Raw genomic sequence first — 22,283 nt, forward strand, 5'->3', positions numbered from 1 at the left:
TATTCTCTCAATTTTTGGGGCAGCCGGCGCAACCTGCGCACTTTGCCTCACTGTCATATACAGTAGCTCCTTTTTCAAAAAAGCTACTGATCATACAGACTGCCTGAGAGGATATTCCTTCACCGTTTCCGGTAAAGCCCAGCCCTTCCTCTGTTGTAGCTTTGACATTGACCTGAGAGATATCAATTCCAAGTGCATCTGCTATATTTTCTCTCATAGTGTCTATATGTGGTCTCATTTTTGGAGCCTGAGCTATGATTGTAGCATCAATATTCTCAATCATAAAGCACTTTTCTGAAAGCATCTCTCCAACTGTTTTTAAAAGAAATAATGAATCCGCTCCCTTATATTTGGGGTCTGTGTCAGGGAAATGCTTGCCAATATCTCCAAGAGCTGCCGCTCCAAGAAGTGCATCCATGATCGCATGTAAAAGTACATCAGCATCTGAATGACCAAGAAGCCCTTTAACATAAGGAATCTTTACTCCACCGATGATCAAATCTCTATCTTCAACCAGGCGATGGACGTCATATCCCATTCCAACTCGCATGTTTATTACCTCGTTCTTTCTATCTATGAACTATATAATAATCTCAATGAAGAAATATTTCCACTATAAATGCAACAGCGCAGGCAGCACCTGCAACTGTGAGAAGGCTCTTTTTATTAAGCGCCAGTACAAGTGCAACTGCAAAGCCTATTACCGACGATAACATATAGTCTGTGGCATGAAGTATTGCAGGAAAAGTCATAGCTGCCAGGGTGGCGTAGGGAACATAGTGCAAAAAAGACTTAACAAAATTGCTCTTTATTTCTTTCCTGATAAGAGTCAAAGGCAGCGCTCTGATAAGGTATGTCACAAGCGCCATAACAATGATGTAGGAAAAAACATTATTCATGGCTTTCCTCCTTTACCGGCGCGATGATTGCTGCTAAAGCTGCAACAACAACAGTTACGATTATTATTCTAAAGCCCGATGAAATCTCTTTTAACAAAGGGGCATATGTAAATACTGTACTTAGTGTCATCGCTGATATTACAACATACATAACGGCCTTGCTAGTCCTGGTATCCGGAATAATGATTGCAACAAACATACCATATATGGCAAGCCCAAGACAGCTGATTATCCTGGCAGGCATTATTGCTCCTGCCGTAGCTCCAAGTCCTGTGCCCAGCACCCAGCCAAAAACAGAAGTGACAATAAGGCCATAGGAATACATAGGATAAAGCGTACCCTGTTTCAATATGCTGACACCAAATATCTCGTCCGTTACTCCATAGGATATTCCCAGTCTGTGGAGCGTGCCAAGATGCGTATCCAGTTTTTGGGAAAGAGCTGTAGACATAAGGCTGTAGCGCAGATTGATAACGATCTGAAGCATGATTAGTTCGATGTAACTACCGTTTCTGGCGATAACATCAAGGGCTGAAAACTGCCCTGCACTTGTGACATTTAGAAGTGACGTCATAACTGCCTCAAAAACAGACATTCCGATTTTGGAACTCTCTATTCCAAAAGCAAAAGAAACTGCCATATAGCCAAGGCAGATTGGAATGGCATCCCTGCATCCATCCCTGAAATCCTTAATTGTTCCAGCACTCATTTTTTCATAATCTCCATTACAACTCCTCTATTTTTTCTAAAACATCTGATATTTCTATTCCTGATAAGCTTCCCTGGATCATCTGGGCATTTCCACCGCCCTTTGCTCCAAAGACCTCTCTTAGAACTTTGATAACTTCATTCAGATCTTTTTTCTTTTGGCCGGATGAAAAGACAAACTTATACCCCTTCTCATCAGATCCTGCAAACACTCCGCAGAATCCATCATGGCCCTGCGCAAGTAAGTTGACAATCCTTCTCATAGAATTTCCATCTGTTGATTCATCTTTTACCAGAATTACATTTTCTTTATCAGAAGGAATCTCTTTAAGCTCATATTCTATAAGCTTTTCTTTTACAGTTGAAAGCTCGGATTTAAGATCTGTATTTTCAGATGAAAGTTTTTTTACCGAAGGAATAATGTTATCAAAAGATGTCGTAAACTGCCTTGAAAGCTCATCTACGATCTGCTGCTGGCAATTTATATACTCAAGCGCACGCCTTCCGCACAAAATATTGATTCTGACGCCGCCCTTGTAATTCTGAAGCCCCGTAACTTTTAGGATTCCAATCTCGCCGGTGTGCTCTACATGTGGAGCACAGCAAGCGCAGACATCATAACCTTGTACTGTAACAATACGGACATCACCAGACAGTTCTTTTTTACTTCTATAATTTAATGACTTAAGAGTCTGTTCATCCGGAAATTCACATATAACAGGGACATTCTCCCAAATTGCCCTGTTTACCTTTAATTCAATATCCCTGATATTGTCAGGGGTAAGAAGGCCATTGTAATCCATGGTAACTTCAGTGTCGCTTAAGTGAAATCCCACATTATCATAGCCATATTCTGATGACACGATTCCTGAAAAAATATGCTCTCCGGTATGCTGCTGCATGTTGGAAAATCTGTGTTTCCAATCAATAATGCCGTGAACCTCTTCACCTTCATTTAAAGGCTCATCAATCACATGCCTTATCACGCCATCCTTTATTGATACATGAGTGACATCATGGCTTTTAAAAGCATCTGTAATTGTACCTATATCAGAGCTCTGTCCGCCCTGCTCAGGGAAAAAAGCTGTTCTGTCAAGGATCAAATCATATTTCCCGTCTTTTCTCTTTTCGCAGGAGATGACCGCTGCATCAAACTCCTTTATATATGCACTTTCATAATAAATTTCCACTATTTTTTCCATAGCCCCAATTTTAGCACATTAAAGTGTAGAAATAAAGAGAAACGGTCACTGTGGTCATGCCGGGATTAACTTGAACATATGGTTAAAGGCGTATACAATATTCATTGTTTTTCTAAAAATTGTTCTGAAAGGTGATAATAATGTTGGGGTTAATATTCACAGGAATTCTGATATACATAATTGTACTAATAGTCAAATATAACAAGCTTAAGGCCAACGCATTCAGCGAAGAAGAGGTCAGAAAGGCCGCACAGGAACAGGCCAAAAAAATAAAATATAAAGAACCTGTGATTTCCTGCGACTACTGCGGCTGTTCAATCGATACAAAAAAGAATAAGGTCTGCCCTCACTGCGGCGCGCCCTATGATAAGGACGATGAATGGTCAGCAAGATTTAATGTAAGCGAACAGTTTATCTCAAAAAGTACTGAAAAAGTAATTTCCCAAAGAGAAAGAAAAGCTGAAATTGAAAGTAAAAAAGTACTTAAAAAGTTAAAGAAAACAATCTTTATTCTTGTTGGTACCCTTACAGGCATATTAGTACTTGGCCTTGCAATAAGTATAGCTGACAGCCATACCCGCTATCGCAAAAATGAAGAACTAAATGACAAACCCTATTATGAATTTGTTCCGGCTGACTATGCAGCCTGCGGCGACGGAATTATCTATGATGATGGAAAAGTAAAGGTAACAGTGAATGGCTTTTACTATACAGAGGATGGATCTGAAATTGTCAAAGTAGGACTTTTAGTAGAAAACACTTTGGATAAAGCTATAAAGCTCAGCCTTTCCTGTAATTCCATAAATGGCATTGCCACATCAAACGATTACATTTATATGTACGATTCTTTTAAGAAAAAAAGCACCACTCAGATATATGAGGATATGTACTATATTACAGACAGCCTCATAACAGAAATGGTATTTAATGATATCGCTGTAAGATCTGAGGACTATAATTACAGAAAGATCATGTCACAACCGGTTACCATAAGCACCACAGCAGACACAAAAAGACTCAGCAATCCTACAGACGAAGAAATAAATGCTTCGACTCTCGTCTACTCAAATGAGCAGGCAGATATCTACGCCTATACCAAGAAAGATGACAAAGACGGCTTCTATCTGTACATCAAGAACAAAAGCGAAAGCGGATTATATCTGGAAAAAATAGATTTTAATATTGATGGAGAAATCACATCCTCTTACGGACTCTACAAAGACTACCTGCCATCCAATTACCTGTATGTATCACGCCTTATCCATTCAGACGATAGCACAATCGAAGATCTGACCGGCAAAAAAGTTTTCTTCACACTTTCAGTGTCTTGTAAAGAGAACCCTTCATACGATTTCTCGACAGAGTACTTAGATATAAGCGATCTTTTTAAGCAGTAAAATCCCCCTAAGTGCAAAGCACTTTCCTATGATATGAAAAAAGAGACTGCTTTATGCAGTCTCTAGTGGTAAATGTGATAGTTCCTCGATCACGCGGCTTTTTACGACATCCTTTTCTGTCTCCAGTGCAAAAGCCATTTCTGTAAAAAGGAGTTTCTCAGCGATATTAAGGTACTTTTCATTAAGGGCAGCAAATTTCTTGCCCTCTGCCTCACGCATCGCCTTGATCTTGCGAAGTGTCTTTACAAGGCTCATCATCTCTTCCACAACGTTACGCTTGATGACACTGGTGATGGCCGGTTCAGCCTTTTTTCCCTCGAGTAGTTCAATCTCCGGTGTATCCTCGATATCATCTATAAGTCCCATAGCTTCGTCAGCGCTCATAACATCTCGAACCTTATCCTCAGCTCCGTCAACCGGAACATAAAGGACACTGCCCGCATCTACAGCAGAAATCATCATGTAATACTCTTTTTCATTTCCCCTCTCAAGAAACGACGGTACGAGAATCTCTCGAACCTTACATAAACCATGACTACCGTAAATAACGCACTCTCCTACATTTAACATATTGTTCCTCCTTCTGAAAAAAACAACCTGCTGTATCTGTCTGAAAGCGCTTTCATCTATGGACTTTTTTAAAGTGCCTTTGGCACTTTTCGAACGTGACTAAATTATAACATATTATTACAAATTTTGTAATAGTTAATCGTTTAAAAATTTTGATAATTTTGTGTCTTTTTTATGTGCAATTCTCAGTATCTATGCTACATACGCTCAGATGCGCGTATCACATTCACGTATTCTTTTCTAGTTTCCTTAAGCATCGGAATGTACGTTTTATCGTTTATTGTATAGGGCACAAATCCGCACTTTTCCTGAACTCTTTTTGACTGTTCATTTCCATCAAAATAGCAGCAAAAAATGCGTCTTAGTTTTATATCTTCAAAACCATGTCTTATTATCTCTTTTGCCGCTTCCGGAGCTATTCCTCTTCCCCAGAAAGGGACACCGACCCAATATCCCAGCTCAGCATCGCCTTCCAAAAGAGGTCTCTCCTTACTTCCCGTAAGCGTAAGACCTATGCTTCCAACAGGTTCATCGTTGCCACCTTTAAGGCAAATGGCATACACTTCTTTTTTATTAAAAATAGTCCTTATAACCGCCCTGCTATAGCCCACACTCTCATGGGGAAGCCACCCGGCAGAAAGGCCTATTCTCTCGTCACTTGCAAGCCTAAAAAGGCTGGCAGCGTCACTATCCTGCCAGCCTCTAAGTATCAGCCTGTTTGTCTCAAGTATTATTCCCATTTTAGTGACTCATGTAACTGAAACCAGTTTTTTCAGTGAACACATCAAACGCTTTCTTGAACAGGATAAAATAAGCTTCCTCCTTATACTGTGCATCATGAGAAAGGAAAAAGATAACTTTTCCGCTCTTTATATCCCACTCAATATCATGCTGAGGATCAAGCGCATCTATATCCTTAAAAGAAAGACCATACTTTTCTTTGCAGTAATCATCCTTATTTTCCATATCCATTGTAGCTTCGATAATATTGGATTTTATCTTAAGAAGGTTATCAAGCTGTTCCAGCATGATCTGATGAACAATATTCAGGGCTGAGATTTCATAGCCCACAAGACGCATGTCAGAAATGATCCTGTGAAAATCAACATTAGTGTATTCAAAAGGATCTATCCTGTTCTCACCATAACAAAAAACTGCATCATATAACGCCTCGTTCATAATCATTCTCCTTTCATGCTTGGCTCAAAAAGCCCTTTTTGTGTGTTCAAAAACTCTATGTATTCTTTTTCCGGAATAGGTCTTGAATAATAAAATCCCTGTAAATACTCGACTCCGTTATCTATAAGGATTTTTGCCTGTTCCATTGTCTCAACACCTTCCGCCAGAATATGAAGTCCGTATTCCTTCAGGAAATTTATGGTATACTGAAGCATTTTCAGGTTTTCCGGCCTGTCCTTATCAAGACAGTTCCATATGAATTCCTTATCCATTTTGACCAGGATATAATCCATCTTGAGTATTTCAAGGAGATTAGAGTACCCCGATCCAAAATCATCCATTGAGAAGGTGCTTCCCATTTCCTTGAGCCTTCTGACATTTTCTCTGAAAGCCTCATCGTTATTTATGTAGGCCGTCTCTGTTATCTCAAAATTGATAAACTTAGGTGGGATATGGTACTTTTCCATTTTCCGGCTAAGTCTTTCAAACGCCTGATGATCAACAACTTCATTGCCTGAAAGGTTGACCTCGATAGTCTTTACTCCAAAGCTTGAAATATTTTCTTTTGCGATGAAAGAGCACACTTTTTCAAACACCAGATCATCAATCTGCTGGATAAGGCCACATTTCTCAGCTATCGGAATGAAATCTTCAGGAGAAATATAATTCGCCGAATCAGGTCTTTTAAGTCTTACCAGCGCTTCTGCTGATGAAAAAGCTCCGTCTTTAACCGAAAGGATTGGCTGGTAATAAACTTCAAAAGCTTTATTCCTCACTGACTCTCTTACCACATCCTCGATAGTGTTTCTGTACCTCATCTTGTCGATGACACTCTCATCAATTACCAAATTCGGCGCTGACTGTTTGTAAATATATTCACCGGACACATATGTCAGGATCTGAAGAGCCTCATTGGCGTCTTTTGCACACTTAAGAGCATCTATTACAGCAAAGGTAAGTTTATAATTACCACCATCCACTTTGTAATTGTTTATGATGTTCATAAACTCTTCTATCTTTTCAGGAGAAGCAACCACAAAGCTCAATGTGTTCCAGTTTGAAAGATAACTGTCTATATCAAGCTTATCCTGAACAAGCTCAGCCACATTGGCCTGAAGTTTATAGAGCTCATCTCTGTTGGCTGCAGTCTGAACACTTGTCTTTCCGGTAAAAATGACAGAGACAATGAAAAACGGCTTCCCGAGTCCATACTTCTCCAAAAGATACAGTGTAAAGGCATCCTTATTTTTCACATTAGGAAGTGCCCTCTCAAACAGTTCCTTAGGATTCTCAATGACTAAAAATACCACAAGAGCCATGACCATCATGGCTATGGAAGACACCTGAATTCCCTTTGTATAATACTGGTATGCCGCAAGGAAAAGCCATGCTAATGCTCCTGAAAAAAGAGCTATAAACTCTTCTCGCCTAAGACGTTTTCTATGAACCACAAGACCTAGCACCATGGCAAGTAGGTAAAAGAAGCCTATGAAATAACAAACTATTATCATAGTTCCATAGTTGTAATAAAAGCCTGTCTGAGTTCTTCCATACCTTGCTTTTCCGGTAAGTATCGAAATCAATCCGACCACAAGCGGGATAGAAGGTATTGCGCTCATCCTTGCAGATAAGCCTCTTCTGATAGTTACTTTCGAACAGACGTATAATGTCATCACATATGTACATATCAAAAGTGATCCTATATAAAAATTCTGAACACCGCGTCTTAAGACATTATAAGATCCTCCGAGATACACAAATACATAGCATTCTGTTATCTCAGAGAGAATATTTATAAAAGCCATCATGAGGAAGACCAAAAAAACACGCGATGAACTAAGCTGCGGTTTTGTCTTGCGCAGGTATATGATGATTAATATAGAAAGTACTATAATTGCAACAATAGGGGTACGTATTTCCATATATTAATTATAATATAGTTTCTTTACAACAACAACTTATTTGCTTTTACAACCTTGGTATAGAACAAGGCAAGTGGCAAAAATCCCTGTGCGAAAGCCTTAGGTGCTCCACTGCCAACAACTACAGTATCTTCAATAATTTTTTTCTGCCCCAGACTGTATCCGGCAGATGCCATATGTTTTTTGAATGTCTTTATTCCCTTATCCAGATATGAAGCATCTCCTGTAAGCTCATAGGCAATAGCCATTGCTTCAAGAAGCAGCGGATTATTTCCATTTCTGGCAAGGCTCGGAAGTTCTTTGTAATAGAAAAGTCCGTAAGGATTCATCTGATTCTCGACTATATCATCTATAGCGCCCATGATCATCTCTTTTAACTTATCCGAAGGGAAAACTCTGTAGTAGCGCATAAGCGAGCCGACAGCCACAGAGATCATAAAGCCCACTCTGATGGTTGTATTGTCAGTATATGGCGCAAGCCAGTGCCCGTACTTTTTATTCCACTCTTCAAACTGAGAAACGATCCAATCACACTTTTCAAGCCACCTCTCATCATGAGTCTCAACATAAAGAGCAGACAGGCTTCTAAGGGCCCAACCGGTCTCCCTTGCACTGCTCTCTCCCGGAGTCTTGAACATGGGAGTATCAAGGAGTTTTTGAACGTTTTTGCCTATTCCAATTGCCGTTTCAAGGGCTCTTTCATCACCGGTGAAATGATAATAGTCCAACAGGCCTTCGACCCACTCATGGCTGCAGGCCAGAACGCCGGTGCATCCATTCCCATCTTTTGAACCTCCGGTATGGCCATTTATATGTTCCCACTGCCCGCCAATCTGGAGATCGTCTTTGCTGTAATGACAAACATCTACATCCATCCAGTGCATAGCTGCCACATTGGCGTAGTCCAGAAATCTCCTTATTCCACTCCTTGCGTACATCATATACATTGCATGAGGATAATCGTACTCGTTATTGGTCCAGACAAGCCTTCCGCCTCCGCGGCCCTGGCTGGTATATCCCGGATCTGGTCCATCCCCCCAGTTCAGCATTCCATAGCAGCGCACATGATTATCTGCCTTGTCGATAAGTGCCAGTTCATAGTCATCAACCTTTTTATCTTCAGGTAAAAAGATATCCGGCATGATCCCTGCTTTTTCAAAAACTTCAGGAGCAAGCTGAGGTGTATCAGGCATCTGATAAATAAGACTTCTGTTATTTATCTCATATACATCAAGATCAGCTTCGTGAAAATGAAGTAGAATTCTTTGCTCTCTTGCCATTCCTGAGCTAAATACCACAGGTTCACTCTGTGACTTTGCTTTTGTCTCTTCCTGATCAGGAATAAGAGAAATGCATATTCCGTCAGCTGACGCCTTTACTGCTTTTGGAAAGTTCTGCTGTGCCTGAAATACAGTTGCACACATTCCGATTCCTGAATCATAGCTTGTACAGTCAGCAAAAAAAGTACCATAGAACACTTCTGCAAAATGCTCATTAGCTTCCTTTTCAAGCATCTCAGCCATGATCTGCAAAGATACCTCTTCGCCCTCATTGCCAGTGGTAATGGCAGTCTTGTAATTGGATCTTGCAACCATTGTTCTGATCTTGTCTTTTCTATCCTCGGAGCTGTTTTTTATTTCAAATGTAAGTGACTTTGGTTCAAAATCACCATCAGTGCAATTAAAAAGTCTTATAGCGCACTCAAGCCACGGCTTTCCGGCAGTCACATATATCCTGAAGGTGAATTTTATCCCCTCACCAGAAATGTGTTTTTCCTTTTCTATAAACCTGCCGCAAGCTTCGATTACAGCGTATATTTCGCCTTTTTCAACTACTTTGAGATCATCAAAAACTGTCTTGAACTTTTCATCCTCTGTGCATAAAACAGGGCCCACAAATCTCTCCCTGTCTATTTTTTTACCTTGATAAAAAAATTCTTCAAAAATATTATCTGTATTATTCTTTAACTTGAAGCTTAAAACTCCATTAGAAACAGATATCAGTTCCTCATCTTTACATATATCAATCTTCTCATCCAGATCAGCTTTTTTGCCTGAAAACTCAAGTTCAAAATCCTTATCTGCATTGCCCGGAAGATCAGCTAAAAACCTTGAAAAAACATATTTTACAGTCCCATCCTCCCAGGTAGAAGTTATCTTAAACTGGGAAGGTATCGCTTTGTCTTTATCCATAACGCACAAAGACTCATACTTTTCCAAGGAAACTTCGCCCTTTGGAAATGGAATACCAAGCCCGCACAGTTCTTTTTTTCTATCATCCTTATAAAGCTTGTCAAAATGGATTTTCATGTTCTAAGCATCCTCCCTATACTCTTTCGTTGTACTACATAAATATTATCTTATAAGCACTCTGAAAAAGTATTTTTGCTTGTGGCATGGAGACTCAAAATATTATTCTTGTGTCTATTTAAACCTGGATAAGATATCCGGTGTAAGGAGGTATATCAAGTCCTCCGCCAAAATCAATGTCTTTTCCCGTTATCATATCTTTCCCCCTGCCGGCTCTTGCATTGAAATCAGCATGGAAACTATTCTCGTCAGCATTTATCACAACTATCATCCTGTCTCCATCTGCCTCTCTTTCAAATATGCATTGCCTGTTAGTCAAAAGAAGCGATGAAAAACCGCCGTAGCTAAGCGCCTTAGAGCCTTCTCTTGCCTTGCACAGCGCCGCGATCACATCAGTAAGCTCATTCCAGGCAGGGCTGTCAAAGCATGGCCGCAACGCAGGATCCCCCTGGGATTTATCAGCTTTTTCACCCCACTCACTGCCATAGTAGATCGTGGGAATACCAGGCATTCCGAACATCAACGTATAGATAAGTTTTAAATGCTCCGGCCTGGAAAGCGTGCTTGCTATCCTGCTCACATCGTGATTGTCCACAAAAGAGAGAAGGTGCTTTCCCTTATAAAGCGTCCAATTCTCAGGTCCAAACTGCCTAAGAAGTGAATGGACTATTTCAAACATATTCATGCTGTTAAAAGAAGAGAACATTCCTTTATAGCACTCATAATTAGTGGCACTGTGGCAAAGTTCATCAGACATGATGCGGTTATAGTCGCCGCCTATCATCTCACCCATCAAAAAGAAATCTTCTTTCCATACTGTAGTCTCATGGCGAAGCCTTCTTAAAAAGTCAGTATCCACACAATAAGCCACATCAAGCCTAAGTCCGTCAATTCCAAATTCATCAATCCAGAATTTAATGCTCTCCAAAAGATAATCGGTAACGGCAGGATTTTTAAGATTAAGCTTTACCAGATCGTAGTTGCCTTCCCAGCCTTCATACCAAAATCCGTCGTTATAATTGCTATTTCCGTCAAAGCTTATGTTAAACCAGTCTTTATAGGGAGAATCCCACTTCTTTTCCTTAACATCTTCAAAGCCAAAGAAACCTCTGCCTGCATGGTTAAACACACCATCAAGCACAACTCGTATCTTTTCCTTATGCAGTGCTTTGCAAACCTTCTTAAAATCAGCATTTGTCCCCAGGCGCACATCGATCTTTTTATAATCCCTTGTATTGTAGCCGTGAGTATCCGACTCAAACACCGGGTTAAAAATAACTGCGCCCACGCCAAGCTTTTTCAAATGAGGAATCCAATCTATGACCTTTAATATTCTGTGCTCCAGCACACCGTCATTTTCAAAAGGTGCCCCGCAAAATCCAAGGGGATAGATCTGATAAAAAGATGTTTCATAAGCCCACATGAGTTTACCTCCTAAACTTCTTTTCCAATCTGAAAACATAAGGGTATAAGCCAATAGCAGCAAAAGAAACCAAAAAATATCTGATGCTTCTTACAAGTCCTGCAAGAAAAACTCCGGAATCCAAAAATTCCTTGCTAAATGGAAGTTTCAAAAGAGTATTCACTGCAAAATAGATCACAAAGCCGCCAATTATCCTTGTTACACAAAAAAGCGGATTTCTGGTATTTTCAAAATTCACAAATTTCTTTTCAAATTCGATAGAAACAAAAAATCCGCCCATAAGACCTAAAGAAGTGAAATAATCGCTGGTCTTACAATAAAAAAGTCCAAGACATGAAATCAAAAAGATCACAATATAAACAATCCAGTGGTTCTTTTCATTTACCTTACTGAAGATAAATGGAATCAAAAGAACTATCAAAAGCCCTGAGAGCCATCCACAAATAACATCAGTTGGGTAATGTACACCAACTGCCACTCTTGAAAAGCCAACCAGTAGCGGAATAACAAAAGCAAGTACAGTAAAAGCCTTTTTCTTTTTGTACATAGCTATCGAGCTATACGCTGTAACTGAATTTGTAGAATGGCCACTGGGAAAAGAAAATCCTTGCGCTGCAATATCATAAAGATCAGCATCTTTTTCCACCGGTCTGAAACACTTTATGGCACCATGGTCAAAATATGGTCTTCTCCTCCAAAAAATGTTCTTGATAAGAGGATTAAGAACAAGGCCAACCATAACATTTATTCCAATATAAATTCCATATTTCTTGTCATAGCACCAGAATATAAATCCCAGTATACCTATAAGCAGCATTTCTTCGCCAAAAGCAGAAAAATGTGAAATTATTCCTGCTCCTTTTTCTCCCAGAACACTTTGGAGCCATTGCATAAATGCCACTTCAAAGTCAAAATAAAATGATCTCCCAACAACTAAATTCATAAAAATTTTCCTCGCACGTTCACAAATGATGTCTTGAGTGCAAACATAGCACTTTACTATATCTTAACACAATTCAAAATCGGTGTTTGGGTAACTTATGCTTGAATAAGCATAAATCAGAAAATTTAAGAGATATTTTTCCAAGATTTTTTAAAAAATTGTGTTGACAACATCGGTTAGTCTGAGGTATATTATACGAGTCGGCTGCGACAGACAGAACGACAAAGCCCATATGGCGAGATAGCTCAGTTGGCTAGAGCACGCGGTTCATACCCGCGGTGTCGAGGGTTCGAATCCCCCTCTCGCTACTAAAAAAGGAAAGCAAATTTGCTTTCCTTTTTTGTTGCCCCGGAATGGACCTGGGGACGGAGTTTATGGTCCATTTTTATGATTCTTAAAAGAGATTCCTTTCAATCACTTCTTTCTACTTTCTTTGAAGCAAAAATTCCCTCTCCTTGATTGCTGAATTCAAAAAAGACATAAACCCGTAGAAATGCTATAATAGGCTTGTAAAGATTATGTTTCCTTGTTATTAGATAAGAGGATTTTAGGATGGTTGTATTAGAAAAATATACAGTTGATGATATCAAAGAGCTAGTCAAACCTCTCCTTAAAAAGTATTCAGCCAAAGGAGCTATCCTATTTGGTTCTTATGCCAGAGGAGAAGCTACTGAAGAATCTGATATCGATATTGTGGTATTGGGAGGCAAAGACTTTGACCCTACGGATGTTTTTTGCATAGCTGATGAGCTATATGACTTGTCTGGTAAGGATGTGGATGTCTATGAAGAACGAGAAATTGATAAATCTTCTGAGTTTTATAAAAACATATTGAAGGATGGTATCAGAATTTGAATCTGCTCGAAAAAGATGGTCTCTCAACTGAGATACTTAGCATACTTTCATATAAATCAGAGCTAGATATAAGCTTAAAAAAGAATCTGCATCACTTTGATAAATCATCACTGCTCAAGGATGTAGATAATGCCATAAGCTTTTATGACACTCAGGGAGAAATCCTTGATAGCATAGCTGTAGACTACAGGATAAAGTCAGAACAATCTGCTCATCACAAATATGAAAGATACTATCCAGATACTCTTGCAGAAAAGGTATTCAATGATTTGCTGGGTTTTAGGTCTCTATGTGATTCATACTCAGATATATTGGCATTAAGTAACGAAAAGAACTTCCGAGTTGCAGATATGTCTATGGGTAAATCAAATGATGACGGATACAGAGGAGTTCACGTATACTTTCAGATAGACCACTACCATTATCCTATTGAAATTCAGTACAACACATATTATGATAGACAATTAAATAACTGGTTACATTCATTCCTGTATAAGAAGGGATATGATAATTCAGTCGGTAAGATAATGCGAAAAGAGTATGAACTTGGAAATATAAAATCCGATATAGATTTTGAGGAGGTGTTAAAAGATGTGCTATCTCGTAGCTAAAGATATAAATAAAAGAGGTTGTGTAGCATTAAAGACTAAACACGGTCCCGAACTTGTTGCACTTAAAAAAGAACTCATTTCAAAAGTAGGACTTGATAGAATACAGCTTGTGACTATCAGCAGACCTTCTGCTTATGGTGAATATGAGCCATACAGCTTTGTAAAGACTGAATCAGAACTCAAAGAAGCTGTAATAAATATGTAATTGTTTGGTTACTTTTTATTTTTTCATTGGTTACTTTGATGATTGGCAGTCCTGGAATCCTCCTTTCTTGTGGTTTCTAGGACTTCGTTAAAGGGTGAAATCCCCCTCTCGCTACTAAAAAAAGGAAAGCATTCATGCTTTCCTTTTTTGTTGTCCCCAGGAATGGCCCTAAGGGACGGGGTTGTAGGGCCATCCAATCTCACATTGCAAAGGCAACTGTTCCTAAGAATTCTGTACTTACCTGAACTTTGCCGTTTGTTACTACTGCATCATAGGAATGAACCTCACCTGTGACAGTTCTAACATATACTGTTACAGTCTTTCCTTCATAAGATTTATCGAGAGTAAATGTGTATTTTGCAGGTGTTTCAAGTTTAGTAAGGCTTACTCCTGCTGCATATGCTCTGATAAAGAGAGCTCCTTCAATTGGAGTCTTTCCGGACTCTGTTATTACTGTATTAAGAGCCTGTGCGTTTTTATCAAGTCCGTTGCTTTCATTTCCGTTTCTATCAAGAGCAGGAACTATTGTTGCTGTTATCTTTGATGAATTGCCCGCAGAAGCACTTGCAGAACTAAGGTCAACAACAACGTTCACTGACTTTCCATTTGAATCTTTTACTGCTACAGTAGCCGCACCTGAACCATTTGATACAGCTGCAAAATAACCATTTGATATATCAGATGTGTATACATTAGCGTAGTCTGACGTGGTTGTTATATTTGATCTTGATGAATTATTGTCATCTGAAGATGCACTGCTTCCACTATCTGTACTAGAAGCGCCTGAATCTGATGAAGACTCTGATGAAGGCTTTGTACCGGCTGTAATAGTGACGTTTCCTTTGTATGCATAGTCTTCAGATGAAGTTATGATTCTTCCGATTTCGCCTGCATGAATATCCGTTCCATAATAACCTTGATTAAGAATTGACCCATCAGAAGGAGAAGATATATAGCTATCATTAAGAGTAATCGTGCCACCTACTGCAGCAATAGGAAACCGTCCAGAATTTTCAGCAGAAACATTTGAATTGTTGATAACAACATTATGGTTTCCGTATTCGCCCTGCGCATGAGAAGACATCTGGTCTTGTCTTCCAGCTTCGATGCTGCCTGTACTTGTTACATTTGAATCAGTGATAATAACATCTCCATCTGTTCCTTTACCGTCTTTACCACCATTTATGCCATCAGCAGATACAGTTGATTCTGTTATCCTCAAATCTCCATCAGCAGAAATAGAACCGTCTGAAGTAATGTTCGCATTATTTATTGTCAGATCGGCATTAGTTGACGAATCAGATGTACTTACCTCAATATTTCCTGAAACTGTAACAGGGTCATTATTTGTTGTAATAGTAATATCATTATCAGCCACGACATCACCATCAACATCGTCTGTCAAAGTAAGTATGCTATCGCCAGAATTCCAGGTAAACCCTTCGCCGCTTTCAGTCTCATCATTAAATGCATTGGATTCTTCACCAACATATCCTGATGTTCCAGCATAAGCAATTATCGGAGAACCGATGAGACTTGCTGCAACAAGCCCACTCAAAATTTTGGCAGCTACTAAATGTCCTTTCATTAAAATCCACCTCCATGAAATAAAAATGAATATAAAAAACTGCTTACCATAAAGACAAGCAGTTTCCCGACTAAAAAAATGCAACTGGCTGTCTCATAAAGACCCTATAGCTTTGCGTCACCGGATTGCTCCGGCTTTGCTGATATATAAACTTCATAACGTAAAAAGATATCTATATAACTGATACTCATTAATAACAGATTATTTCCCTGTTGTAAAGAAATTATATATAAAAAATGAATAAAACAACTTTCGATTTTTGGTTTATCCAACCTTCTTAAGCACCATTTCATTTGACCAGGAATAGTTCTCTGCGCCTGATCTTCTTCCAAGGTAACGCTTTGTGGTAAAGAGTACGAACTGAACAATTCCGCAGATTACAAGCTCTATCACAGAAAAGATAAGTCCAAAACCATTTTCTCCAATGCAAAGCTCACGAATGATTCCGATCAGTACTATTGCCATAGATAATGATGATAGTGAAAAAAGAATATTTACTTTAGCCTTACTTACTGCAAATAATGTTGACATAAGGCAGAGTGTTACGAGAAGGCTTCCGTTTAAAACAAGTGCGCTTCCGTGAATAAGAGCATCTACCATTATATTTGTCAAAAATATCTCTCTGCTATAACTCCAAAGGCCTGCGCCAAGCATTGCTGCACCAAATATAGTCTCAGCAAATCCAAGCATCATAAAAGCCAAAGTAATATCATTTATCTCTTTAATACGAACAATCTTTTTCATACAAACCTCCCGTTCTCTTAAGTTTAGTCTTCTATAATTTATACGAACCAAACTTAAGAAAAGCAAAAAATCTATATTTAGTATAGACGGGATTTCGCACGAAAACGATTAAGAAACTATAAAATAAAGTAAATATTTAATTACATTTATAAAGTAAAAATACTATATCTAGTGATTCCGTAAACTTTTTAGTTCAAAACCAAGCATTGTAATATCATCAAATTGTTCGGCTTTTCCTCTAAAGTTTGCAATATCCTGGGAAATTGCAGGCAAAACTTCTGTAAACGGTTTGTCTTTTACAGAATTGATAGTAGTAAGAAGTCTGTCAGTGCCATACTGGACAATATTTTCATTGATTGCCTCCGGAATACCATCTGTATAAACAAATATTTTATCCCCAGGCACCAGTGTTATCTCATATTCCCTTGCCTGCAGGTTCTCCATTGCTGCAAGAGCCAGGCTGTGTTTATCCTTAAACAGCTCATAATCACCGCCGACATGTTTGATAAGAGGGTACTCATGGCCGGCGTTAGCACACTTCATAACGCCTGTTGCCACATCCAGGATTCCGATCCACACAGTTACGAACATCTCTGCATCATTTCCATCGCAAAGAGTATTGTTGGTCTTGAAGATTATCTCTGCAGGACTTTTTCCAAGCTCCGCAAAGCTTCTGATAGCAGTCTTACTTCTCATCATGAACAAAGCTGCTGGAATTCCTTTTCCCGAAACATCAGCAATTACAAAAGCAAGTTTCCCGGGGCCGGCAAAAAAGAAATCATAGAAGTCTCCGCCGACCTCTTTTGCCGCCTTCATAGAAGCAAATATCTCGATATTATCCTTCAAAGTAGCAAACTGGAAGTTCCTTGGCAAAGACGATTCCTGTATCGTCCTTGCAAAGATAAGCTCCTGTTCTATCCTCTTTTCCGCAGCAGCTATGTATCCTTTTAGTGTCTCAACTGTCTGATTTATATCATCTGAAAGTGAAGCAAACTCTGATGAGTTTCTTACCCGAACAACTTCATCAAGATCGCCATTTGTTATCTTATCAAGTGAAGCATTGATAAGATCAATATTACTGATAACGATCTGCTTTACCAAAAATGCAATGAGCACGTAGATAACAGTAAATAAAAGGATATCTGCCAGCGCTGATTCGTATGCCTGGGCATTTCTATACCAATAAAGCTCACTGTAAGGTATATATGTCAAAAGAATCATATCAACGCCAATACCATCGACTTTATTAAGTGACACCTCTTCAAAGAACTGTCCCTCAAAGAGTTCCGCATCCTTTTTTTCCAAAAGTGCATTAAGAGTGCTTTCACTAAGCTTATCTTCTTTGTGCCTTCCGGCAATGATATCTCCGTCGGAATCTATGATCTCAAAGAATTCATTTCCTTCTGCGGTAAGTCTTTTTGACACTTCAAAATAGCGGTTCTTTACGCTCTGAGAAGTCTCTATTATGCTGTTTCTGCCATTTTGAGAGGCAGACTGAGTCTGGATAATGTAAGAAAAGGCAAAATTGCCGGCAATAACAATTGTGGTTATCAAAAAGAGCCAGCGCTGAAATCTCTGGGAAACAGATACTTTCTCTCCCGTCATATCCTTTAAAGGATTCTTCCATTCGCCGGATAGAATCTGAAGAATAATAGACATAAAAGAAAGGGCTATTCCTGAAAATACAATCATAGGAACAGAGCAGATGCTTACTACATGGAAAGCCATTCGCATATCATCTCTGTGGGTTATGAAAACCACGTACATATGGAAAACTTCCATAACAGCGCCCATGAACAGAGCATATACAGGAGAAGGCTTTTTTCCTTCAAATACTTTTGAATGCATAAGCCAGGCAACAAAACCGGCAAGACAGGTAGATACGCTACAAGCAATTCGCGTATATGACCCTACACCAAAATATGTTCCCGCAATATATCTTTCTATTCCGCCGATAAGACCTGCAATGATACCTGAAGCAGGATTAAAAAAAAGTCCCGCCGCAAGTGGAGCGACATCTCTGAGGTTAAGAAGCATGTCTCCATAATCCACCGCACAATGGGTAGATAACACAGAACACATACCATAGATAAGTCCAAGAGACAGCTTTATGACAAAAGTCTGCCTCCTGTCCTTTAGAAGTTTCCACAGGAACACCGTCAACACTATATAAAGTGCTGATATCCCTGACATTTTCATCAACATAAGAATCATATAAGCAAATCCCCTCATAGATAATACATACATGATCAACAAGGATTATTTATCTTTCTTTCCCCCAGAAAAACAATCCAAGCATTCCCGGTCCCACATGGGCTCCCGAGAAAGGCTCATGCTGGCAGATTGTGATCTCTGCCTTTGGATTTATCTCTTTTACAAGCTCAGAAAGCTTAACAGCATCATCGTAGCAATCGCCGTGAGAAATGCACACGATGTTGTCTTCAGTTTCCATCCTCTTTTCAGAGTACTTAGCAGCTATGGCACTTATAGCATTTTTCCTGCCTCTTACTTTGCTGCAGGAAATAATGTGACCTGTGCTGTCGCCAAAAAGAATCGGTTTAATATTAAGGATTGTTCCGATACTTGCAGTTACTCCGCTTACTCGTCCTGTATTCTTAAGGAAATTAAGATCATCAACTGTAAAGTACTGACATGCATGAGGCACTGCATCATCTAAGATCTGTGCTGCCTCTTTGCAGCTTTTGCCCTCTTTTGAAAGCTTAGCGGCCTTAATCGCTAAAATACCGCTTCCAAATCCACAGCCCTTAGAATCAACTATATGGATAAATCTGTCAGGAAATTCTTCCATAAGTTCATCAGCGGCATTGATAGCAGCATTGTAAGTTCCGCTAATACCAGCTGCCATAGCTATATATACAATATCCTGCCCATTCTCCAGTACAGGTCTGAAATGTTCCATAAAAAGATGTGTATTTAAAAGCGAGGTTTTAACTTTATCGCCATTCTTAAGTCCCTCATAAAAAGAATGAGCATCAAATTCCTCAACATCTCCCTCGTACACAACTTCAGTTCCGTTTAACATATAACTACACGGCAATATAGTTATCCCCTCAGACATTTTCCCCGGAAGGTTTGCCGACCCATCCGTAAATACAACAAAAGACATACTAGCTCCTCGTAAAAAAATTTATTGTAAACTTTATTATACCATGAAAAAGGCATAATTGCGCGTTTTTATCCCGTTTCTATTTCTTTACCTCAAAAGAAATAGCATCATTGGGATCAAGGGGCTTACTGAAATAATACCCTTGTATAGTATCAGCTCCATACTTGCGAAGCTTCTCATACTGCCACTCATACTCCACTCCCTCTATAGTTATAGTCTTGCCCATATCGTGAACAAGCTTTATAACATCCTCAATAAAGCTATCCTTGCCATCAATCAAATAAGCGTCTACCAATGATTTATCAAGCTTTATGTCATCTACAGGGACATAGATAAGATAAGCAAGTGATGAATAGCCGGTTCCGAAATCATCGAGAAGAGTTTTAATTCCTAATCTCTTCAGACCTTCGAACAGGTCGTCAGTCTGTATTGAGTTTTCCAAAAGAAGGCTCTCGGTAATCTCAATTTGAAGGTACTTTGGATCTATATCATAGATATCCAAAAGCTCTTTTAAGAAAGAAACATATCCAACATCATGTATCTGCTTACTCGAGAAGTTGATTGATATAGGATATAGTTTTCTCCCCTGTGCCATCCATTCAGACAACTGTTTAACAACCATTAACGTCACATGTCTGCCAAGTCTCGTGATCCACCCGCTCTTTTCGACAACAGGGATAAAAAGATTTGGTTCATAGGAGCCATCTTTCATTCTGATGAGCGCTTCAAATCCCACAAGTTCCCTTGTATCAGCCGAAACCTTTGGCTGATATTTCATATAAAAGCCGTCTTTTTCAAAGGCTTTTATAAACTGCGTCTTTATCTTCTCCTCGTTATTTACCTTATCTTTCATCACGTCGGCATAGACAAATATCATGCCTCTTCCGCGTTCTTTTGCTTCATACATTGCAATCTCAGCATTTATAATATGCTGCTCGGGATATGAAAGGCCATCCGAATTGGAAATACCCATGCTGGCAGAAAGAGCAATATTTATCCCGTTTGAGGTAAAAGACTGTGAAAAGAGCTTTTTCAGATCACATATCTTCTTAGAATTCTCATCAAGCCTTTCTGAAGGACAATAGATCAAAAATTCATCACCGCCATACCTTCCCAGAGTCATTCCGTTGGAGTGACAAAAACTCTGCAGATGATCAGCTATAGTTTTAAGAATTTTGTCTCCTGCTTCATGTCCATAGTTTTCATTAACATCTTTAAAGCCATCTATATCAAGCATTATTATCGAATAGACCTGATTCATTGTCACATTGTCATTGAGGTACTCAACCATAGCTCGCCTGTTAAATACATCAAGGAAATCGTCGTGCCTAGCCTGATATTGCAATTTGTAATGAGAATTTTCTATTTCCTCTTTTGAATCTCTAAGCGCCTCATTTACTTTTTTCTCATTTTTAAGAGCCGCATACATTGCAGCAATAAATAGTACCATTGATGAGATCATCAGCAATGCTACCGGAAGTATTTCACTATAGTTATCAAAAAAAGTCGTAGGTCTGTCTATATATATAGTGTCTTTTGGCAGATTATCTATATGGATTCCATACTCCATAACAAGAGGATAATTGTATTCAGTCCTGCTTGGAGTATCCAGGATCAAACTATACTCCGAAATCTCTACATCATCATTCAAAACATCGCACATTATCTGCGCAGCATTTTTTGTCTGAACCCTAAAATCCATAAAGGTTCCACCCAAAACTCCCGCATCTCTGCCTCCGGAATAATTTCTGAATATAGGAACAGTCACATTGTTGACAACAGTTCTTGTTCTGTTGAGCATAGAATAATTGTTTCCGTACTTGTCATTATAACAAGTCATATAAAACAATATTGAGTTTTTAGGCAGATTCTGGAGACTTCGTATGAGCTCCTCCTGGGAAAGGGTGGAACTGTCTATATCTATAAATGTATAATCAGGATACTTTTCAGCTAATGAATAAAATATATTCATATCTGCTATTCCCGCTGCAGATTCATCATGAAGAGCGACGAGATTTTTTCTGTCAGGCAGGCTTTCCATTGCAGTTTCCATAGTTTCCTGCAAATAGTCTTTTTCATAAAATCCAGCTGCCATAGGATTGCGGCTTGCCTCCTCGGCAAACTGCAGATCATTTATTCCATAAAACACCAGAGGCAGTCCGTTAAAGAGTTCCGTTTGATACTTCAGTGCAAACTTAAGGGCATCATCATCACCTAAAAGAACACCCTCATATGTTTTATCTCTGAGGAACCTATCCTTGAAGTAATCATGAAAAGTCTCAATATCTTGCACGGTACCAAATTTCTTTGTATTCATATAAACCGTGTCAAATTCTATTCCATTGGGATATAATCCCTCTTTAAGGCCTATTTCCTGATCTGCAAATGTAAAATACGTAGGTTCGTAAGAACTAAGAACTAACACCTTATGCTTTACTTCTGAAGGAATCTGCGGCATACGCCTGAATGCTTTTTGCTGCATATGTTGTCCGAGCATGCCAAAAGCTGCAATAAGGCAAACCACTCCCATTGCAGCTAATATATACCTTAAATAAAAAAGATAGTTCTTTCTCTTCATGCGGTTTTACCTAAAAATACTAT

General features: G+C 39.1%; 20 protein-coding genes, 1 tRNA gene and 1 riboswitch. Of the genes, 5 read left to right on the forward strand and 16 right to left on the reverse strand.

Annotated elements, in window-relative coordinates; all coding sequences use genetic code 11:
• Positions 1-7: 7 nt before the first annotated feature.
• The 4 genes from ispF to C4S54_RS07775 are packed head-to-tail and all read right to left on the reverse strand — an operon-like array spanning position 8 to position 2,809.
• A complete protein-coding gene (gene ispF, locus C4S54_RS07760; RefSeq protein WP_103869018.1) occupies positions 8-550 on the reverse strand; it encodes a 2-C-methyl-D-erythritol 2,4-cyclodiphosphate synthase in 543 nt (180 codons plus the stop codon).
• Positions 551-593: 43 nt separating this feature from the next.
• Positions 594-899 carry an AzlD domain-containing protein gene (locus C4S54_RS07765; protein ID WP_103869019.1) on the reverse strand — a complete coding sequence of 102 codons (306 nt, stop codon included), beginning with the start codon at positions 897-899 and terminating at the stop codon, positions 594-596.
• Positions 892-1,608 carry an AzlC family ABC transporter permease gene (locus C4S54_RS07770; RefSeq protein WP_103869020.1) on the reverse strand — a complete coding sequence of 239 codons (717 nt, stop codon included), beginning with the start codon at positions 1,606-1,608 and terminating at the stop codon, positions 892-894. Before C4S54_RS07770 ends, C4S54_RS07765 begins: the two co-directional genes overlap by 8 nt.
• 16 nt (positions 1,609-1,624) lie before the next feature.
• Positions 1,625-2,809: an alanyl-tRNA editing protein gene (locus C4S54_RS07775; protein WP_103869021.1), complete on the reverse strand. Its 1,185-nt coding sequence runs from the start codon at positions 2,807-2,809 to the stop codon at positions 1,625-1,627.
• Positions 2,810-2,949: 140 nt separating this feature from the next.
• Here C4S54_RS07775 and C4S54_RS07780 point away from each other — a divergent pair, with 140 nt between their 5' ends.
• Positions 2,950-4,206 (forward strand): hypothetical protein, encoded by a 1,257-nt coding sequence (locus C4S54_RS07780; protein WP_103869022.1) that lies wholly within the window; start codon positions 2,950-2,952, stop codon positions 4,204-4,206.
• 51 nt (positions 4,207-4,257) lie between these two features.
• Here the strand turns inward: C4S54_RS07780 and C4S54_RS07785 are convergent, their stop codons facing one another.
• The 7 genes from C4S54_RS07785 to C4S54_RS07815 form a co-directional block, all read right to left on the reverse strand.
• Entirely contained in the window at positions 4,258-4,776 is a 519-nt protein-coding gene (locus C4S54_RS07785; protein ID WP_103869023.1) for a CarD family transcriptional regulator, read from the reverse strand.
• A gap of 197 nt (positions 4,777-4,973) precedes the next feature.
• Positions 4,974-5,516: a GNAT family N-acetyltransferase gene (locus tag C4S54_RS07790; protein WP_200821053.1), complete on the reverse strand. Its 543-nt coding sequence runs from the start codon at positions 5,514-5,516 to the stop codon at positions 4,974-4,976.
• A gap of 1 nt (position 5,517) precedes the next feature.
• On the reverse strand, positions 5,518-5,955 hold the full coding sequence (locus C4S54_RS07795; protein ID WP_103869024.1) for a hypothetical protein: 438 nt from the start codon (positions 5,953-5,955) through the stop codon (positions 5,518-5,520).
• Positions 5,956-5,957: 2 nt separating this feature from the next.
• Positions 5,958-7,574 (reverse strand): EAL domain-containing protein, encoded by a 1,617-nt coding sequence (locus tag C4S54_RS07800; protein ID WP_160110724.1) that lies wholly within the window; start codon positions 7,572-7,574, stop codon positions 5,958-5,960.
• Between the two features lie 326 nt (positions 7,575-7,900).
• Complete coding sequence (locus tag C4S54_RS07805; protein WP_103869026.1) at positions 7,901-10,186, reverse strand: beta-L-arabinofuranosidase domain-containing protein; 2,286 nt, start codon at positions 10,184-10,186, stop codon at positions 7,901-7,903.
• A 118-nt stretch (positions 10,187-10,304) separates the two neighbouring features.
• Entirely contained in the window at positions 10,305-11,609 is a 1,305-nt protein-coding gene (locus C4S54_RS07810) for an alpha-amylase family glycosyl hydrolase (protein ID WP_103869027.1), read from the reverse strand.
• Between the two features lie 4 nt (positions 11,610-11,613).
• Positions 11,614-12,552, reverse strand: coding sequence for a phosphatase PAP2 family protein (locus C4S54_RS07815; RefSeq protein WP_103869028.1), 939 nt, complete (start codon positions 12,550-12,552; stop codon positions 11,614-11,616).
• Positions 12,553-12,786: 234 nt separating this feature from the next.
• Between C4S54_RS07815 and C4S54_RS07820 the strand changes: the two genes are divergently transcribed.
• The 4 genes from C4S54_RS07820 (at position 12,787) to C4S54_RS07835 (ending at position 14,223) form a co-directional block, all read left to right on the forward strand.
• A tRNA-Met gene (locus tag C4S54_RS07820) sits at positions 12,787-12,860 on the forward strand.
• 244 nt (positions 12,861-13,104) lie between these two features.
• Positions 13,105-13,407: a nucleotidyltransferase family protein gene (locus C4S54_RS07825; RefSeq protein WP_103869029.1), complete on the forward strand. Its 303-nt coding sequence runs from the start codon at positions 13,105-13,107 to the stop codon at positions 13,405-13,407.
• Positions 13,404-14,018: a hypothetical protein gene (locus tag C4S54_RS07830; protein WP_103869030.1), complete on the forward strand. Its 615-nt coding sequence runs from the start codon at positions 13,404-13,406 to the stop codon at positions 14,016-14,018. Before C4S54_RS07825 ends, C4S54_RS07830 begins: the two co-directional genes overlap by 4 nt.
• Positions 13,999-14,223: a DUF6718 family protein gene (locus tag C4S54_RS07835; RefSeq protein ID WP_103869031.1), complete on the forward strand. Its 225-nt coding sequence runs from the start codon at positions 13,999-14,001 to the stop codon at positions 14,221-14,223. Before C4S54_RS07830 ends, C4S54_RS07835 begins: the two co-directional genes overlap by 20 nt.
• A 199-nt stretch (positions 14,224-14,422) precedes the next feature.
• Here the strand turns inward: C4S54_RS07835 and C4S54_RS07840 are convergent, their stop codons facing one another.
• From C4S54_RS07840 to C4S54_RS07860, 5 genes are all read right to left on the reverse strand, one after another.
• Positions 14,423-15,811 carry a hypothetical protein gene (locus tag C4S54_RS07840; protein WP_103869032.1) on the reverse strand — a complete coding sequence of 463 codons (1,389 nt, stop codon included), beginning with the start codon at positions 15,809-15,811 and terminating at the stop codon, positions 14,423-14,425.
• A 76-nt stretch (positions 15,812-15,887) separates the two neighbouring features.
• Positions 15,888-15,962: riboswitch (cyclic di-GMP riboswitch) on the reverse strand.
• Positions 15,963-16,075: 113 nt separating this feature from the next.
• Positions 16,076-16,555 (reverse strand): hypothetical protein, encoded by a 480-nt coding sequence (locus C4S54_RS07845; protein ID WP_103869033.1) that lies wholly within the window; start codon positions 16,553-16,555, stop codon positions 16,076-16,078.
• A 168-nt stretch (positions 16,556-16,723) separates the two neighbouring features.
• On the reverse strand, positions 16,724-18,769 hold the full coding sequence (locus C4S54_RS07850) for a SpoIIE family protein phosphatase (protein ID WP_160110725.1): 2,046 nt from the start codon (positions 18,767-18,769) through the stop codon (positions 16,724-16,726).
• Positions 18,770-18,818: 49 nt separating this feature from the next.
• Positions 18,819-19,682, reverse strand: a complete 864-nt coding sequence (locus C4S54_RS07855) for a DegV family protein (RefSeq protein WP_103869035.1) — start codon at positions 19,680-19,682, stop codon at positions 18,819-18,821.
• 79 nt (positions 19,683-19,761) lie between these two features.
• Positions 19,762-22,260 (reverse strand): bifunctional diguanylate cyclase/phosphodiesterase, encoded by a 2,499-nt coding sequence (locus C4S54_RS07860; protein WP_103869036.1) that lies wholly within the window; start codon positions 22,258-22,260, stop codon positions 19,762-19,764.
• Positions 22,261-22,283: the final 23 nt, after the last annotated feature.

It is taken from the genome of Butyrivibrio sp. Su6, assembly GCF_900108105.1.
In the GTDB taxonomy this organism is placed as follows: domain Bacteria; phylum Bacillota; class Clostridia; order Lachnospirales; family Lachnospiraceae; genus Butyrivibrio.

What these genes read in the sequence shown, in the direction of transcription:
- C4S54_RS07850 (WP_160110725.1), bottom strand. Translation starts at nt 18,769, where the DNA reads ATGATTCTTATGTTGATGAAAATGTCAGGGATATCAGCACTTTATATA.
- C4S54_RS07815 (WP_103869028.1), bottom strand. Translation starts at nt 12,552, where the DNA reads ATGAATTTAGTTGTTGGGAGATCATTTTATTTTGACTTTGAAGTGGCA.
- C4S54_RS07795 (WP_103869024.1), bottom strand. Translation starts at nt 5,955, where the DNA reads ATGAACGAGGCGTTATATGATGCAGTTTTTTGTTATGGTGAGAACAGG.
- C4S54_RS07835 (WP_103869031.1), top strand. Translation starts at nt 13,999, where the DNA reads ATGTGCTATCTCGTAGCTAAAGATATAAATAAAAGAGGTTGTGTAGCA.
- C4S54_RS07765 (WP_103869019.1), bottom strand. Translation starts at nt 899, where the DNA reads ATGAATAATGTTTTTTCCTACATCATTGTTATGGCGCTTGTGACATAC.
- C4S54_RS07805 (WP_103869026.1), bottom strand. Translation starts at nt 10,186, where the DNA reads ATGAAAATCCATTTTGACAAGCTTTATAAGGATGATAGAAAAAAAGAA.
- C4S54_RS07860 (WP_103869036.1), bottom strand. Translation starts at nt 22,260, where the DNA reads ATGAAGAGAAAGAACTATCTTTTTTATTTAAGGTATATATTAGCTGCA.
- ispF (WP_103869018.1), bottom strand. Translation starts at nt 550, where the DNA reads ATGCGAGTTGGAATGGGATATGACGTCCATCGCCTGGTTGAAGATAGA.
- C4S54_RS07855 (WP_103869035.1), bottom strand. Translation starts at nt 19,682, where the DNA reads ATGTCTTTTGTTGTATTTACGGATGGGTCGGCAAACCTTCCGGGGAAA.
- C4S54_RS07825 (WP_103869029.1), top strand. Translation starts at nt 13,105, where the DNA reads ATGGTTGTATTAGAAAAATATACAGTTGATGATATCAAAGAGCTAGTC.
- C4S54_RS07785 (WP_103869023.1), bottom strand. Translation starts at nt 4,776, where the DNA reads ATGTTAAATGTAGGAGAGTGCGTTATTTACGGTAGTCATGGTTTATGT.
- C4S54_RS07810 (WP_103869027.1), bottom strand. Translation starts at nt 11,609, where the DNA reads ATGTGGGCTTATGAAACATCTTTTTATCAGATCTATCCCCTTGGATTT.
- C4S54_RS07845 (WP_103869033.1), bottom strand. Translation starts at nt 16,555, where the DNA reads ATGAAAAAGATTGTTCGTATTAAAGAGATAAATGATATTACTTTGGCT.
- C4S54_RS07770 (WP_103869020.1), bottom strand. Translation starts at nt 1,608, where the DNA reads ATGAGTGCTGGAACAATTAAGGATTTCAGGGATGGATGCAGGGATGCC.
- C4S54_RS07775 (WP_103869021.1), bottom strand. Translation starts at nt 2,809, where the DNA reads ATGGAAAAAATAGTGGAAATTTATTATGAAAGTGCATATATAAAGGAG.
- C4S54_RS07800 (WP_160110724.1), bottom strand. Translation starts at nt 7,574, where the DNA reads ATGAGCGCAATACCTTCTATCCCGCTTGTGGTCGGATTGATTTCGATA.
- C4S54_RS07790 (WP_200821053.1), bottom strand. Translation starts at nt 5,516, where the DNA reads ATGGGAATAATACTTGAGACAAACAGGCTGATACTTAGAGGCTGGCAG.
- C4S54_RS07780 (WP_103869022.1), top strand. Translation starts at nt 2,950, where the DNA reads ATGTTGGGGTTAATATTCACAGGAATTCTGATATACATAATTGTACTA.
- C4S54_RS07840 (WP_103869032.1), bottom strand. Translation starts at nt 15,811, where the DNA reads ATGAAAGGACATTTAGTAGCTGCCAAAATTTTGAGTGGGCTTGTTGCA.